The organism is Sediminibacterium salmoneum NBRC 103935 (genome assembly GCF_000511175.1).
Taxonomy (GTDB): domain Bacteria; phylum Bacteroidota; class Bacteroidia; order Chitinophagales; family Chitinophagaceae; genus Sediminibacterium; species Sediminibacterium salmoneum.
In genome coordinates this window covers 952,270-968,524 of the sequence record NZ_KI866530.1, presented here as the reverse complement: position 1 = coordinate 968,524, position 16,255 = coordinate 952,270, and the positions used below count along the sequence as shown (strand labels likewise).

Annotated in this window: 16 protein-coding genes; 9 read left to right on the top strand and 7 right to left on the bottom strand. The window is 36.7% G+C overall.

Annotation, left to right across the window (positions count from 1 at the left end; genetic code table 11):
* A partial coding sequence (locus P767_RS15890) for a nucleotidyl transferase AbiEii/AbiGii toxin family protein (protein ID WP_172637511.1) occupies window positions 1-613 on the top strand: 613 nt, incomplete at its 5' end.
* A gap of 399 nt (window positions 614-1,012) precedes the next feature.
* On the opposite strand, the gene P767_RS0104675 is transcribed toward P767_RS15890, so the two are convergent.
* Together P767_RS0104675 and P767_RS0104670 are read right to left on the bottom strand one after the other, a co-directional pair.
* Window positions 1,013-1,732 carry a LytR/AlgR family response regulator transcription factor gene (locus P767_RS0104675; protein ID WP_026763596.1) on the bottom strand — a complete coding sequence of 240 codons (720 nt, stop codon included), beginning with the start codon at window positions 1,730-1,732 and terminating at the stop codon, window positions 1,013-1,015.
* A 107-nt stretch (window positions 1,733-1,839) separates the two neighbouring features.
* On the bottom strand, window positions 1,840-2,754 hold the full coding sequence (locus P767_RS0104670; protein WP_026763595.1) for a sensor histidine kinase: 915 nt from the start codon (window positions 2,752-2,754) through the stop codon (window positions 1,840-1,842).
* Window positions 2,755-3,352: 598 nt separating this feature from the next.
* Here P767_RS0104670 and P767_RS0104660 point away from each other — a divergent pair.
* On the top strand, window positions 3,353-4,807 hold the full coding sequence (locus P767_RS0104660) for an alpha/beta hydrolase family protein (protein ID WP_026763593.1): 1,455 nt from the start codon (window positions 3,353-3,355) through the stop codon (window positions 4,805-4,807).
* Window positions 4,808-5,046: 239 nt separating this feature from the next.
* On the opposite strand, the gene P767_RS0104655 is transcribed toward P767_RS0104660, so the two are convergent.
* Complete coding sequence (locus P767_RS0104655; protein WP_026763592.1) at window positions 5,047-8,304, bottom strand: S41 family peptidase; 3,258 nt, start codon at window positions 8,302-8,304, stop codon at window positions 5,047-5,049.
* 171 nt (window positions 8,305-8,475) lie between these two features.
* Window positions 8,476-8,892: a nucleoside-diphosphate kinase gene (locus P767_RS0104650; RefSeq protein ID WP_026763591.1), complete on the bottom strand. Its 417-nt coding sequence runs from the start codon at window positions 8,890-8,892 to the stop codon at window positions 8,476-8,478.
* A 128-nt stretch (window positions 8,893-9,020) separates the two neighbouring features.
* Between P767_RS0104650 and P767_RS0104645 the strand changes: the two genes are divergently transcribed.
* Window positions 9,021-10,028, top strand: a complete 1,008-nt coding sequence (locus P767_RS0104645; RefSeq protein WP_026763590.1) for a DHH family phosphoesterase — start codon at window positions 9,021-9,023, stop codon at window positions 10,026-10,028.
* 2 nt (window positions 10,029-10,030) lie between these two features.
* The gene (locus P767_RS0104640; protein ID WP_026763589.1) at window positions 10,031-10,957 is read left to right on the top strand and encodes an FKBP-type peptidyl-prolyl cis-trans isomerase; all 927 of its coding nucleotides are present in this window, start codon (window positions 10,031-10,033) and stop codon (window positions 10,955-10,957) included.
* Between the two features lie 79 nt (window positions 10,958-11,036).
* Here P767_RS0104640 and folP read toward each other — a convergent pair whose 3' ends face one another.
* On the bottom strand, window positions 11,037-11,885 hold the full coding sequence (gene folP / locus P767_RS0104635; protein ID WP_026763588.1) for a dihydropteroate synthase: 849 nt from the start codon (window positions 11,883-11,885) through the stop codon (window positions 11,037-11,039).
* A 46-nt stretch (window positions 11,886-11,931) separates the two neighbouring features.
* Between folP and P767_RS0104630 the strand changes: the two genes are divergently transcribed.
* From P767_RS0104630 to P767_RS0104620, 3 genes are read left to right on the top strand one after another with little or no spacing between them, the layout of a single operon-like run.
* The gene (locus P767_RS0104630; protein ID WP_026763587.1) at window positions 11,932-12,477 is read left to right on the top strand and encodes a DUF1599 domain-containing protein; all 546 of its coding nucleotides are present in this window, start codon (window positions 11,932-11,934) and stop codon (window positions 12,475-12,477) included.
* A gap of 3 nt (window positions 12,478-12,480) precedes the next feature.
* Entirely contained in the window at window positions 12,481-13,572 is a 1,092-nt protein-coding gene (locus P767_RS0104625; RefSeq protein ID WP_026763586.1) for a BT_3928 family protein, read from the top strand.
* A 60-nt stretch (window positions 13,573-13,632) separates the two neighbouring features.
* The gene (locus P767_RS0104620) at window positions 13,633-14,046 is read left to right on the top strand and encodes a CBS domain-containing protein (protein WP_026763585.1); all 414 of its coding nucleotides are present in this window, start codon (window positions 13,633-13,635) and stop codon (window positions 14,044-14,046) included.
* Here the strand turns inward: P767_RS0104620 and P767_RS0104615 are convergent, their stop codons facing one another.
* Both P767_RS0104615 and recF read right to left on the bottom strand, forming a co-directional pair.
* On the bottom strand, window positions 14,047-14,328 hold the full coding sequence (locus P767_RS0104615; RefSeq protein ID WP_026763584.1) for a DciA family protein: 282 nt from the start codon (window positions 14,326-14,328) through the stop codon (window positions 14,047-14,049).
* A gap of 20 nt (window positions 14,329-14,348) precedes the next feature.
* Entirely contained in the window at window positions 14,349-15,431 is a 1,083-nt protein-coding gene (gene recF / locus P767_RS0104610) for a DNA replication/repair protein RecF (RefSeq protein ID WP_026763583.1), read from the bottom strand.
* 82 nt (window positions 15,432-15,513) lie between these two features.
* Here recF and pyrR point away from each other — a divergent pair, with 82 nt between their 5' ends.
* Entirely contained in the window at window positions 15,514-16,035 is a 522-nt protein-coding gene (gene pyrR, locus P767_RS0104605; protein WP_026763582.1) for a bifunctional pyr operon transcriptional regulator/uracil phosphoribosyltransferase PyrR, read from the top strand.
* 20 nt (window positions 16,036-16,055) lie between these two features.
* Window positions 16,056-16,232 (top strand): hypothetical protein, encoded by a 177-nt coding sequence (locus P767_RS18295; protein ID WP_245586832.1) that lies wholly within the window; start codon window positions 16,056-16,058, stop codon window positions 16,230-16,232.
* Window positions 16,233-16,255 lie beyond the last annotated feature (23 nt).

Sequence of the window (16,255 nt, the reverse complement as noted above, 5' to 3'; positions counted from 1 at the left end):
AGCTAATAGGCCCGATACAGACCCCCAAGCTATATACATTGATTATCCAACTGTGTTAGAAGCGAATGAATATCTATTACCACCTGTTAAAATAGAAATTAGTGTGCGATCACTGATTGAGCCAGCACATGAACGAGAGATTAGCTCATTAATTGATGAAGCAATTCCAGGGAATGGGTATGCTGGTGATCCATTTACTGTGCAAGCAATTGATCCACGTATCACTTTCCTGGAGAAAGTATTTCTTCTGCATGAAGAGTTTACAAAACCTAGAGATAAAATTAGAACAGTACGCATGTCTAGGCACTTGCATGATTTAGAGAAGACTATGGATACTGATTTTGGACGAGCGGCTATTTCAGATCAGCAATTGTATGACCAACTTATTGCACATCGTAGACATTTCATTAGGCAGCAAAATGTAAGTTATGACCTTCACGGTAGAGAGACTTTACAGTTTTTACCAGTTGGCGATTTGCTACAACAGTATGGTGAGGACTATGAGCTGATGAAGGCAAATATGTTTAGAGGAGAAGCAACAAGTTTTAAAACAGTAATAGAACGGTTGACAGAATTGAAAAATCGAATAAAGCATCTTAATGCTTCTGCTTAAGAATAAATAAATGAGTTGTAATCATCTATCGTAAACACATTACCTAGCATGTAAGTTCCTTTACATACTAGGTAAATCTCTTTATCATTTGTTACTGCTACATGATCAGCGTATTATAATGAAGGAAATCTGTCTAAAATTTTTTTGGATAAATAAAGCATACATGTTTAATAGTGAAATCAGATTACACTGGTATTGGGGGATGCAATTTGACTGGATTTTCCATCTTAGGCCTCAATATTTTTGTTGGTTAGATTATGGAAGTTGATGTCAAAGACACTGGAATTGCAGGAATATTTTTTTTATACTTAAAGATTTTTATAATATAAAACTACTTTAAAGAGATTATTAACTCTTGATATTATTTCAAATGTTATTTTGTCAATGCCAAATCTCACATTAGATTAATAATTTTTTTTTCATTCTTTCCAAAAAATTTTCTTTATATGTATCGCTAATAGGTATTCTATCTTCTCGACCCGCAAGTAATAACTGATTATTTTCGATTGCAATAATCTGTTTTAATGATACGATATACGATTTATGAACCCTCATAAATCTTGTTGTTGGAAGACCATCTTCCACTTCTTTCAGTGTTAAATGACAAAGAATTTTGGTTTTGCCTTGATGAAAAGCAACATAATTTTTCATTCCTTCAACAAAAACTAATTCATCAAAATTTAGTTTAACCATCTTCCCTTTTTGATCTGCTTTTATGAAAATGTAGTCGTTTGGGATATCTTCAAGTTTTTTTAAAGAACTATTCAGAAAAATATTAGAAGCTCTTTGCGCTGCTTTTAAAAATCGAGGAAGAGGTATTGGTTTTAATAAATAGTCAATTGCTTCTAAATTGTAGGTTTCTACCGCAAACTCTGAGAATGCGGTACAAAAAATTACTTTAACATTTGCAGGTAATAATTTTGTAAGCTCTATGCCACTCATTTCATCCATTTGTATGTCTAGAAAAATCAGATTGACTTGCATAGATTTCACTAATTCTAGCCCCTCTAGAGGGTTAGTAGTAGTGCCAATTAACTGTAATTGAGGAACATATTGGATGTAGTTTTCAATTATTGAAATTGCGTGTTTTTCATCGTCAATAATTACGCATCTAATCATTAGCTACTCATTTAAAATAGTAAGTTCAAATATAAAGAAATCATCTATGTCGCTGGTATTCAAAGTATATCTATCACTACATACATAGTCAAGGCGTTTTTTTAAGTTTATAAGTCCAAGTCCGAATGATAATTCAGGCATTTTTTCTTCTTTTTATTTTTACAATAAAAATTAATGCCTTCTTTTTGGATTTGCATTTTAATCAAAAGCGGATTCTCTTTATCCTTGAGATCGCCATATTTGAACGCATTTTCTACCGCTATTATCAGTGATAATGCCGGAATAAGCTGACCATTTAATTGACCAGATTCTTCATAAACGATATTTAGTTTGTTCGAGAATCGAATTTGATTAATTTCTATTAACTCTTTTAAATATTCAATTTCCTTTTCGAGAAGCACTTTTCCATCTTCAGCATCTATGCTTTCCAACGAGTAGCGCATCATATTTGAAAGTTTCATTATGTTATCTGCAAGAGCTGCAGAATGCGGCAACGCTTGTGAATATAAAGTATTTAAAGTATTGTATAGAAAATGAGGATTAATTTGAAGTTTAAGAAAATTGAATTCATTCATGAAGTTTTTCCTTTGCAGTTTTATTATCTCTTTTTGTTTTTCGATAGCTTCTTTAGCATACCAATAGCCAAATGCATAAAGTGAGAAATTAAAGTACCACCAGAAAGTCCTTGGAAAAAAATGAGCAAAATCAATGTTTACTTGTGGGTAGTTGCTAACAAAAGGTAACAAATTAGTATAAACCACTAGGAATAAACAATAGTGTGAAAGTGCTATTAATATTTCAGCAAAGAGCAAGCTAATATATTTTCTTCTTTTAAAAAGATACGGGAGAACCCATATTGTGTTAATGTAAAATACAGGAACTACTAAAAGATATTTTGCTAAATAATCAACAAAAAGTACATTATTTAATTTTTGAAAATAGGCTAGGTAGTAATTTAGTATTATATAGAATGCCCATAAATATACGTGCAATAAAATATTACCAGTTTTTGTTTTTTTCATTTAGTGAGCATAAAAATAATTACTTAAAATATTTTTTTTGATAAAAACTGTTAGTAGAAAAATAACAAATCCTTTAATTGTTTTTTCATTTTTGTATTTTGCTTAGTTATATGATATCCTCTATAATGTTAGTTAAATATAGCAGATTTTTTTCACATATGTCTATAGTCTTTATCTCAATAAAAACAAAGAAACTTTAAGTAATTATGTTGAGAATTATATTTATAATCTGCCTTTTGGTAATGACAAAATGCTATTTGGTGTAATATTTTTCTGAAGTAACTATTCATAAAAGTACATTTAGAAATCGATTAAGATGTTTGAGTGTAATAGTAGACCTGTAATCTATACGGAACTCAATTTTTAGATTTGCTAAATGGATTACTTTGTTTGTTATGGTAATAATATTTTGGAAATATAAATTGATAATTGAATCCGATTGTTCGTTATTATATTCCATACAATATTCAAATAATCCTATTGGTCTTTTGAAGGGATGGGCTTGTATAGCATTGGTCTTTTCAACAATTTTTCCAATGAAAAATTGGAATGGAGTGAATTGTTTCAATTATAAATATTAATTCTATAATATACAACTATGAAAAGTCTAATTCTTATCTTGTTTTCATTTGTATTTACATTTCTTAGTTATTGTCAATCATTTGTAGGTGATTGGGAAGGTACTTTAAAGGCAAATCAACGAAGCATAGATATTGTCTTTCATATTAAAAGCGATAGCAAAGGTGCTTATTCGGCTTTTTTAGATGTTCCAGTTCAGAGAGCATTTAATGTAGCTGCATCTGATGTGGTTGTTGAGGGAGATAGTATCGTAATAATTATCAAAGCAGTTTCGTTGAGATTTGTTGGGATGTTGCGCGATAATAAAAATATGATTGGAAATTGGAAACAAGCAGGTATGACGATTCAAGTTCCTATGAAATGGACAGGAAATGGTACTAATGATAAAACATTTAAAAGACCTCAAACACCACAACCTCCATTTTCTTATAAGTCTGAAGAAGTAGAATTTGACAATAAAGATAAGTCAATACATTTTGGGGCCACTTTTACTATACCATCTTCTGGTGGAAGAATAATTGAGGCAGGTAAAACTATTTATCCTGTAGTTATTCTAATTACAGGTAGTGGCAAACAAGATAGAGATGAAACCATGTTTGAACATAAGCCCTTTGCAATTATTGCTGATTATTTAACCAAAAAAGGAATAGCAGTATTACGAATGGATGATAGAGAAATGGGTAAATCTACTGGCGATTTTATGAATTCAACAACATTTGATTTTGTAAAAGACATTGAAGCAGGGATTGATTATCTAAAAGGTAGACAAGAAGTGGATATTCAAAATATTGGATTGCTTGGACATAGTGAAGGTGGACTTATTGCTCCAATACTAGCTAGTAAAAGAGATGACATTAAGTTTATGGTACTTATGGCTGCGCCTGGTCTCAAATTTACAGAAATAATGGAGCAGCAAAACGTAAATGTGCTAGTTAGTCAAGGAATTTCACAAAAAATTATAGAGGATATGAAGCCGATGTTACGTGATCTTGTAAATACAATTATAACAGCTCCTGATACATCTATTGCAAGAATTAATGGGATTAAGATTTTTAATACTTGGCAAGAAAATCAATCTAGAACAGTAGTCAAAAATACAACAGGAGTTACTGATGAAGCCAGCATGAATAATTACATTAAAAAAAGGGTGTTTAATTTAAATGTTCCATGGTATGCCACTATAATGAAAATTGACCCTAGTATTTATCTAACAGCATTAAAATGCAGTGTATTAGCAATAAATGGGGAGAAAGATATACAAGTAGATGCTAAAGCAAACTTAGCAGCGATAGAAAAATATCTTAAACAAAGTGCTAGTATGAACTTTGAGGTTAAATCATTTAAGGGGCTCAATCACTTATTTCAACATTGTAAGAAATGTACTTTTGAAGAATATTTAGATATTGAGGAAACCATTGCTCCAGAAGTCCTTGAATTTATAGGAAATTGGATTAGTGAAAGGGTAAAGCAATAACATTCTCCAGAAAGAACTACTTTTTCTAAAAGAATGAATTAGATTGGCTTTGGACTTCGACCATTCTTTAACTGGCCGATTCTTTTTCATATTAATATCCATTTCTATAGAATAATCATTGATCAAATCATACGTATTGGTAAAATAGTTGGGCTAACAAAAGTGTCAAATCTTGTCATCCCAACTAAAAAAGCTCCGATTAGTTAATGATCGGAGCTTTTGTTTTGATTAATTAGCAGTTAATTTTTCGGCCTAAAAGAACGAATCGGTGGCGCTGGTTCTTTCTTCAATTCAATACCTTGTGTAGGCATTAAACGCAACGCTTCTTGCACTGCTTTTTCTAACTGTGGATCACGGCCTTCAATGATGGCTTTGGGGTCATGAAATACTTCAATATCTGGTGCAATACCTTCTGCTTCCACCGCCCATTTTCCATCGGTATCAAAGAAGCCACCACGTGGTGCCACCATTCTACCACCGTCAATAAATGGAGGCGTATCCCAAGTGCCCACTAAACCTCCCCAAGTTCTCGTGCCAACCAATGGTCCAATATTCATTTTCTTAAACATATAGGGGAGTAAGTCTCCACCCGAACCAGCATTCTCATTAATAATCATCACTTTAGGCCCCCAGATGCCTGCCATTGGCGTTGTAGATACTTTATGACCTTCTACTCGATTATTAAAATAGCCCTGTAATTTTCTGCTCATCACATCAATCATATAATCCGCCGCAGATCCACCACCATTGTTTCTTTCATCAATGACTGCTCCTTTTTTGTCTTGCTGAGAAAAATAATAACGGTTAAAAGAAGTATAACCAGGATCTCCCGTATTCGGCACATATACATATGCCAATTTGCCCCCCGATAACTCGTCTACTTTTTTGCGATTGCTTTCTACCCAATGTCTTGAACGTAATCCGGCTTCATTGGCAATGGGTACCACCGTAATTAATTGTGCGCCTTCTAATGAAGGTTGGCTATTCACTTTTATCTTGATTTGTTTATTGGCAGTGCCTTCAAACAAACTGAATAAATTCATGGAAGCATCTAATTTTTTTCCTTCTACTTCTACTATATAATCGCCTTCTTTTACTTTCATTCCAGGCCCACTTAATGGAGACTTTAATTCAGGATTCCAATTTTCTCCTGTGTATATTTTCTTGATTTTAAAGAAGCCATTTTCAACAGTATAATCCGCGCCCAATAAGCCAACAGGAATAGCAGGTACGGTGGGATAATCGCCTCCGCTTACATAGGAATGTCCTACTGATACTTCACCGCTGATGATATCAATAATATAGTTTAAATCGGACCGATGCTTCACGTGTTTTACCCAAGGTTGATACCAACCAAAAATTTTATCCCAAGGAGCGCCATGCACATTGTTCACATATAAAAAGTCTCGTTGTAAACGCCAGCCTTCTTTGAATATTTGTTCTGCTTCCTTAGCGGGGTCTACATAAACGCGCATTCCTTCGGTAGCCAATCTTCCATCTCCAGGCCTAGGCGCAGCAAGGGTTCCATTCAAAAACCAGTTGGCTCCAGAACGATATAAAATACTTTTTCGATCCGCACTACTCACTACATTGCCTACTGATTTGGCAAATTCAATACTCTTCTGATCCTTTGCAGTATATTTATATAAATCACTTCCTTGATTGGCAATTTCTTCTGTATAAAACACCGAACCATCGGGGCCTGCAACTAAGGAAGAATAATTGCGTAAAGGTAAATTGGCTGCAATAATTCGCTGTTCTAATCCATCAAAATCAATTTTTACAGAAACCATTGAAGCACTTGCAGGCTTAGCTGTTTTAGTAGCACTATCAGCAGGATTTTTTACAGGTTCGTCATCGCTCTTGGGTTCAAATGGAGAGGGGGCGTCTTTGCTCAACACTGCAATGTATAAAGCCCTATTTACTGGATAATTGTAACTACTCATGTCTAACCAACCCGAAGCCAAACCATAATCGGTGCTTGCTAAAAAGTACAAATATTTTCCGCTTTCATCCCATTGTGGATCAATAGCATCGGCCAATCCATTCGTTACCAATTTGCTTTGGCCAGTTTCAATTTGAAAAACCTTTACTGCTTTAAATTGATTGTTTTGTTGTTGCACATAAGCAATCCATTTACTATCAGGAGACCAAACCGGCTTCATGGTTCTATCAGGGTGTGCATATTTATCGGTATCTACTTTTTTATATGCACCCGATTTTAAATCGATGTACCAAATGGTATAATCGGTGTCTACAAAAGCAATGTATTTATTATCTGGAGACCATGCTGGCGTGAAATAAAATTTCTTATTCGGCATCGCAAATGTTTGCGCTGTTTGTAAGCCAAATTGGTCTTTTACCGTTAATTGGTATTCGCCATTTTCATCGGAGAACCAAGCAATTTTTTGTCCATCAGGAGACCAAATAGGCGCTCTGTCTGCTGTACCAGTTGAGTTGCTGATATTTTTCCAGTCACCATTTTCTTTAGGTACAGTAAAAATTTCACCCCGGCTTTCAAATACAGCGCGTTTACCAGAGGGTGACAATTGTGGATTGGTTAAATTGCCAGCAGTTAAATTATTCCATCTTGGTCTTCCCCAATTTAAGTCTGCTTTTACGTTGATATTTAATTGAGTCGTTTTTTGAGAAGCTATGTCATAGCTATGTAAATAACCCGCTTGCTCAAAAATCAATTTGTTGTTGCTCGCTGAAACATTTTTAATATCAAAGTCTTTGAAGAAAGTGATTTGTTTCTGTGTTTTGGTTTTAGGATCATAAGACCAAATATTGTTAATGAAATCTTGCTCCGATAAAAAATACAAAATACCATTGTTCCAAGTAGGAGCGGTATGCCTTTCTTTATTGCCTTGTACTGTTTTAGTTGTTTCGAATGTTTTTAAATTAAATAACCATATAGGTTGAGCTTGGCCGCCGCGATAGTTGCGCCACTCTGGATCCCAAAAACTATTGGGTTGAAAAGCCATGGTTGCACCATCACTTGAAATACTTCCTACAAATCCAAATGGGAGGGGCAATGCATCTGGTGTCCCTCCATTTACAGATACTTTAAAAAATTTGGTATTCACCGTAGGGTAGCCCTCTCTACCTGAAGTAAAGAAAACTGAGTTGCCATCGGACATCCAACCCTGAGTAATATCTGCGCCTGGATGCCAGGTTAATCTTTTAGGATCACCCCCATCAATTGGTACGATATACACATCTGTATTGCCATCATACTGCCCGCTAAACGCCACCCATTTTCCGTTGGGGCTAATTTTAGGGGAGGTTTCTGCGCCAATAGCACTGGTAAGTCTTCTGGCATCACCTCCTTTATGATCTACCACCCATAAATCGTCTGCATGTACAAATACTATATGGTCTTTGCTTGCATTGGGTTGCCTGAGTAACATAGTCCCCTGTGCATAATTGTATTGGGCACTTAGACCCAATAAAAAACAAAGGAAAATTTTTCCAATGGTAGACCGTTTATACATGGTTTTAGTTTTAGGTATGATTGAGACCTAAAAGATACAATGGACTTTTTTACAAAGCAAATCAAATGGATTAACTGTTCGGTTAGCTGTTGGGCAATAAAAAACCCGACCTGTTGGGTCGGGCTCTTCAGTATTTCAATTTGATAAAGCTTTATGTGCGCTTCAATTAATTTAGAATCTTTCTAATTTAGAAAAGAAAAAGTCTGCTTCAATGGCTGCGTTTTCATCGCTATCACTTCCGTGTACTGCGTTTTCACCTACAGATGCTGCAAATAATTTACGGATGGTTCCTTCCGCTGCCTGTGCAGGATTGGTAGCACCAATCAGGGTTCTGAAATCAGCTACTGCATTTTCCTTTTCCAATACAGCTGCTGCAATAGGGCCGCTGCTCATAAAATCAACCAATTCTCCGAAAAATGGACGCTCTCTGTGAATATCATAAAATAAACCAGCTTGTTCTTTGGTTAAGCGGGTCCATTTCATGGCTTTGATAGAAAAACCTGCTTTGATAATTTGGTCTAGAATGGCACCAGTGTACCCCTTTTGGGTAGCATCTGGCTTAATCATGGTAAATGTTTGATTGCTCATATTGATAAATTTCGCCGCAAAAGTAAGGAATAGCAAGGGGTTGAACCGTATTCAAACCCTAAATTTTCAATAAATTCTACAAAATCTTTTGAGAGTCTAATGAAGAAACTGCATTTTTGCCCGATTATATGCAACTGATTAGCGAATTCTATCCTTTATTAAAAACACCCAGGAATATTGTTGTTACCATGCACCAGAAGCCAGATGGCGATGCCATGGGATCTACGCTGGGATTGTATCATTTTCTCCATAATGCCGGACATCAGGTAACGGTTATTTCGCCCACGAATTGGGCTGATTTTCTGGATTGGATGCCGGGAGTAGACAAAGTGCTGAATTTTGAAGCCAATAAAGAGAAATGCTTATCCTTACTGGATAAGGCTGAAATTCTATTTTGTTTAGACTTTAATATTTTTCACAGAACCAAACACCTGGCACCGCATTTGGCCAGTGCCAAAGCCATCAAGGTTTTGATTGATCACCATGAACAGCCTGATGAAGTTAACTTCCATTACGGCATTAGTGACACCGGTAAAAGTTCTACCTGTGAAATGGTGTATGACTTTATTGTTGAAGCAGGTGGGAGGGATCAGTTAACGCAGGATATTGCTACCTGTATTTATACGGGTACCATGACCGATACAGGATCGTTTCGTTTTCCTGCCACTAAAGCCAGCGTTCATCGCATGATAGCTGAGTTAAAGGATACAGGATTTGATCATACAGCCGTCCACAATCATATTTACGACAATTTCATGGAGAGCAGACTGCGCTTCATTGGCTTTGCCTTATTAAACAGAATGGAAGTTTTGTATGAATACAACACGGCAATCATGTATATTCACCAAGCAGATTTGCAGAAGTATCATATTAAAACCGGTGATACAGAGGGATTGGTGAATTATCTGTTAACTATTAAAGGAGTCCGTTTTGGAGCCATTGTAATAGACAGAACAGAAGAAAGAAAGTGGAGCTTCCGAAGCAAAGGAGGATTTGATGTAAATCAGTTCGCCAGAAAGCATTTTGAAGGCGGCGGACATGCCAATGCATCCGGAGGAAGAAGCGATGAATCTGTAGAAAAAACAGTAGAACGATTTAAACAAGTTATTAAAGAGTATAAAACCCAACTACAATAAAAATGAGGAGAATTATCGTACCGCTAATCTCAGCGGCTGTATTGTTTGCAAGCTGTAATCAATATGACAAAACACCTACCGGTCTTTCTTATAAGATTGAAAAAGGTTCCAGTAAAGATTTATTAAAACAAGGTCAGTTTGTAAAGATGCACGTAGAATATAAGCTACCTGCAAAAGATTCTTTGCTAAGCAGTTCTTTTGGAAGAATCCCTGTTTATTTTATGGTGGATTCTGCACAGAAAGCCAAGCATAGTTTCATTGAAATAATTAATCAGTGTGCTCCCGGCGATAAGGTTGAATTTGTAATGAGTGTAGACTCGTTAAAGAAGTTTGGCATGTTGGAGTACAATAATATTTTCAAAGAAAAAGATCAGATTAACGGGCGAGTAGAAGTGATGAAAGTGTTTGCTACTCAGGAACTGATGATGGCAGATTACAAGGCTGAAATGGAGAAAGAAAGAACCCGCGAAATCAAGGAATTAAAAGATCATATTACCAAAAAGAACCTGAAGGCTCAGGAATTACCTTCCGGTGTATTTGTTGAAGTAACCAGTGTTGGTGATGTAGCTGCTAAAGCAGATTCTGGCAAGCAGGTTTCTGTTATGTACAGAGGAACTTTCCTGGATGGCAAGAAATTTGACGGCAATATGGATACCGATTCACCGAATAAACAGCCGCTTCAGTTTGTTATTGGAACGGGTGGTGTTATCAAGGGATTAGAAGATGGATTGAAAATGTTTGCCAAAGGTGGAAAGGGGAAAGTTTATATTCCTGCTATGTTGGGATATGGACCGAATGGAAGTGCCCCTGTAATTCCTCCATATGCAGCTTTGGTATTTGACATTGAAGTACTGGATGTACAAAATGCTACACCTCAGCCAGCAGGAATGCCAGGCCAACCCGGACAGCCCGGTCAGCCACAGAGATAATCTAAAGCATTTAATAATAAGAAATGCCCTTCAATTTTTTGAGGGGCATTTTTTATTTATTGAAATGGCTATAGTTCAGCTACCAATTGTTGAGATCCTTATTTCCATAAACTTTCCCATACAATATTATCGCCTGCATGGCTTCTTTTACATCGTGTACTCTCAGGATATGTGCTTTGTTCATCAGTCCCATGGTATGTAAAACAGTGGTACCGTTTAAAGATTCCTCTGGTGTAATTCCAAGTGTCTGGTAAATGGTTGATTTTCTGGAAACGCCCAGTAGTAAGGGTTTTTGAAGTATTTGTAATGCGTTTAAATTTTTAATAAGGGCAAAATTATCATCAGGGATTTTTCCGAATCCAAATCCCGGATCAATGATGATGTCGAGTATGCCTGCTCTTTTACAAGCTTCTATTCTTTCAATAAAATATTCCAGCAGTGCATTGGTTATGTCGGGATAGGCAATTTTCTGGTGCATGGTTTCCAGTGTGCCGCTGCTGTGCATACAGATATAGGGCACTTTTAATTCAGCAACTGTAGAAAGCATTTCTTTAAAGTATCGGCCACCGCTGATATCATTTACCATATCCGCTCCGGCTGCAACAGCAGCAGCTGCTACTTCCGGATAATAAGTGTCCACCGAAATGAGCGTGGATGGGAATTTGTTTTTTACTGCTTCTATAACCGGAATAACCCTGTTAATTTCTTCTTTTACTTCTACAATTTCGCTGTTGGGTCGGGTACTCTGTCCGCCAATATCCAGAATGAAAGCTCCTTCCTGTATCATGGTTCCGGCTTTCGTTAGGGCAGATTCTGTTGTAGCAGCCCTGCTGACCCCGTAAAAAGAATCAGGGGTTGCATTGATTATTCCCATAACAACGGGTTGATCAATACTAATTAAACTTCCTTTGCTGTTTAGTGTAAACATAGCTGCGTTTCAATTAAATTGCAATCAATTCAAAGATATTCTTAAAATGCAGGATACCAACAACCAATACGTACAGGCGGTTCAAACAAGTAAGGACATTTTTATAAAGAAGACCAAAGATTATGGTACTGCCTGGAGGGTATTGAGAACCATTTCGGTAGTGGATCAGATTTTCATTAAGGCATTGCGCATCAGAACCATTCAGGAACTAAAAACCCAGAAAGTAGGAGATGATATTAAATCTGAATTCATGGGCATTCTGAATTATGCCATCATTGGATTGATACAACTGGAACTAGGGAATTCAACAGTAGAAGAACTGCCGGTTGACACTACTGAACAATTGTATCAGAAACAGGTGCAGTTTGCGATGGATACCATGCAGTCTAAGAATCACGACTACGGCGAAGCCTGGAGGGATATGAGCCAGGAAAGTTTTGCCGATTTAATTTTGGTGAAATTATTGCGCATCAAGCAAATTTTACAAAACGATGGTAAGACCCTGATAAGTGAAGGGATTGATGCCAATTATGTTGATATAATCAATTATGCTGCTTTTGCTTTAATTCTGATTCAGGAAGGAAAACACTAAAACATGAAAAATTTGCTTTGGCTGATTCGTTGGCTCGTTGGGCTATTGTTTATTTTTTCCGGTCTCATTAAAGTGAATGACCCTATCGGACTCAGTTATAAAATGCAGGAGTTCTTTGAAGTATGGGGTCTGCATGGCTTTAATGATTATACCTTGTTTCTCTCAGTTGCCATGAACAGTTTTGAAGTGCTGGCCGGGGTTGCCATTATTATTGGCTGGAAAATGGAATGGTTTAGCTGGCTATTATTGTTGCTGATTATTTTCTTTACCTTTTTAACAGGCTATGCGCTTTTCTCGGGAAAGATTAAAACCTGCGGATGTTTTGGGGATTGTATTCCATTAACCGCTGCGCAATCTTTTTATAAAGATCTGATACTGCTGGTATTGATTTTGTTCCTGGTTGTTTTTCAGAAAAAAATCAATGCATCCTTGCCTGTAAGCTGGAGTGTAGCCATTGTTGCTGCTTCAATGATACTTTCTGTTTGGGCTCAGTTACATGTACTGAAGCATTTACCCTGGGTAGATTGCCTTCCGTATAAAGTGGGTAATAATATTATAAAGCAAATGGAAACACCTGCAGGAGCAACTCCTGATAGCATGCAGATCCTGTTTACTTACCAGAAAAACGGAAAGGCAGTTTCTTTTGACCAGGATCATTTTCCAGAAGATTTTGATGATAGCTACGAGTATATTAGCCGCAAAGATGTACTGGTAAAAAAGGGAAATGGTTTGAAGCCCGCAATTGTTGATTTTGCTTTAAAAACCCTAAGTGGAACAGACACAACAGAAGCCATTTTGCAAACAAAAGGACAATATTTAATGGTGCTGGTGAAAGATGCCGGCAATCTAGACCAGTGGAAAGCGCAGCTTAGTACTTCCCTGAATGATTATCGTTTGTTGCAAAAAAACATCCCAGTCATTTTTGTTTCTGCGGAAGGAACTAAAATTCAGGAGGCTTTTCCAGCATATACAGTATTGAATTGTGATGCAACTGTGTTAAAGACAGCTGCCAGAGTTCAGCCAACGCTGGTTTTAATGGAAGGTGCAACTATACTGAAAAAGCTAAGCTATCTGGATGCTGAAAAACTGCAATAACAGCTTTCAATTTTGAAATTTGACCCGTTTGACCGAACTTAGTGTAATATCAACACAATTATGAATACAGTCAGACATATATTAGATAAAAAGGGTCCTTATTTCAATGGAGTACCTTCTTCTTTAAAGGTAATTGAAGCGCTTTCCCTAATGAAAGCAGAGAACCTGAGCTATGTAATTGTAAAGGATGGTGATCAGTTCAAGGGGATTATGACTGAGCGTGATTATGCGCAGAAAGTGGTTTTACTAAACAAGAACTCTACAGATACAACGGTTAGTGAAATCATGACTATAGGATTGCCTTCTGTTTCATTAAATACTACTTCAGAAGAATGCATGAAGCTGATGAATCAGCACAAAACCCGCTACCTGGTTGTATTTGAAGATTTTAATTTCAGAGGGATTGTAACCATCCACGATTTAATGCGGGATAGCCTGGAAGCAGGAGATGAATTCTCTGAACCGGTTTATTAATTACTGAATAATTACTTCTTCAATTACATTTTCTCCAAAAGCTTCATTTACTCTTGCAATGATTTGTGGCTTTTGAAAGTTCAGTTCATTTTTTAATGGACCAATGGGGGTATGTATGAATAGTTTTTTCTGGATGATCTGTATTTTTTCAGTGTATTTGGCAACAGTTTTTCCCATCAGTTGTTCCCAAATATCTTCAATTTGAGCTGAGCGTATTCCTTTTTTCAGGTGATTCATTCCCTTGAGCTGTTTAAAAGCATCTCCTATTTTTACTTCTCCCATAAGGTAAAGTTAGGCTTAATTTACAATTGAATCAATTGATAGGGGCGATTGGTACTTTCCAGTTTTTCTCTTATTCTTTCTGCATGGGTATCCGTGATAAATACCTGTCCAAATGGTTCCCGGGAAACGGTAGTTAATAATTGAGCCATTCGGTTTTCGTCTAGTTTTTCAAAAACATCATCCAGTAGTAAAATAGGAGGAGTACCAATGCTGTTTCGCAGGTATTCCCATTCTGCCAGTTTGATAGCAAAAAGCAAACTCTTGCGCTGACCCTGTGATGCTTCTGATTTAAACGGGCAGTCATTTAAAAAGACACCAATATCGTCCCGGTGCACCCCGCTGGAAGTTCTTTGCAAGGCCAGGTCTCTGGACAGATTGTCTTTTAAAATTGCTGAAAAACTTTTTTGCAGGAGCGGACTCTCATAACTCAATTGCAGATCTTCCTCTTTACCCGCAATCTGATGGTAATTGGCCCCAACCTGTGGAAGAAAAACAAGCAAAAATGCCTGTCTGCAGGTAAAAATAAATTGTCCGGTCTGAGTGAGTTGTTCGTTATAAACTTCCAGCAAATCATTACCTATTCCCGGGCTTTCTGCCATTTGTTTCAGCAAACTATTTCGCTGTTGTAATATTTTATTGTAGGCAATCAACTGTTCCAGATAGTTTTTATTGGTTTGAGATAAAATACTATCTATCAACTCTCTTCTCTCTTCGCTGCCACCCGTAATTAACCCAATATCGTCAGGAGCAATCATAACGCAGGGAAACTGCCCGATATGTTCAGATAATTTTTTGATAGGTATGCCACTGATATTGAGTTCCTTCTTATTGTTTTCTCTTAAAATAAAACTAACGTCCAGTACCTCGTTCAATTTCTGGTAAGTGCCTGAAATCCGCATGCCTTGTTTTCCATGTTGTACATTCTGGGCATCGGTTCTGCCAAAATAACTCTTAGAAAAACCCAGATAATAAATAGCATCCAGCAGATTGGTTTTACCCGTTCCGTTCAACCCACAGATAGCCACAATGGGTTCAGAAAAAGCAACCGTTGTGGTTTCGTAATTTCTGAATTGAATCAGGCTTAACTGGGTTAATTGGAGCATTGGCGCAAAGTAATGAAGAACCATCAGAATTAATCCGTTTTAGAATGGAATAAAGCCTTTAATTTTATTAAAAATTGGGAGATTGAAAACAATATTATCCGCAGAGCAAATGGATTTGAGTATTCAAAGACTGGCTCATCAGATGTTAGAAAATAATCTGGACTTAGATAACACGGTCATTATTGGACTTCAGCCAAGAGGGATTTTTTTAAGTGACCGGATTGTGGCAGCACTAAAATTAATTGTGCCACAACAAAAAATTCAATACGGTAGACTGGATATTACTTTTTACAGAGACGATGTAAGAAACAGCCTGCATATTGCCAACACAACAGATATTCCCTTCAGCATAGAAGGTAAGTCTGTCATCCTGATTGATGATGTATTGTATACCGGAAGAACCATCCGTGCTGCGCTGGATGCCTTGCTCGATTTTGGAAGACCTGCAAAAGTTTCCTTATGTGTATTAATTGACAGACGATTCAGCAGGGAGCTACCCATTCAACCCGACTTTGCCGGTAAAGCCATTGATACCATTATTACCGATAAAGTAAAAGTGAACTGGAAAGAAAAGGATGAAAAAGACGAAGTTGTTTTGGTCTAAAACTGTAATTTTGCTTTTTAATGAAACTATCTACCAAACACTTACTTGGTATCAAGGACCTCCAGAAAGAGGATATTCAGTTGATTCTATCAACAGCCGCACAGTTCAAAGAAGTTTTACAAAGACCCGTTAAGAAAGTTCCCTCATTAAGAGATGTAACCATCGTGAATTTGTTCTACTCGTATAACTTCGTATAATGTATGCTATACGAAGTTATGCA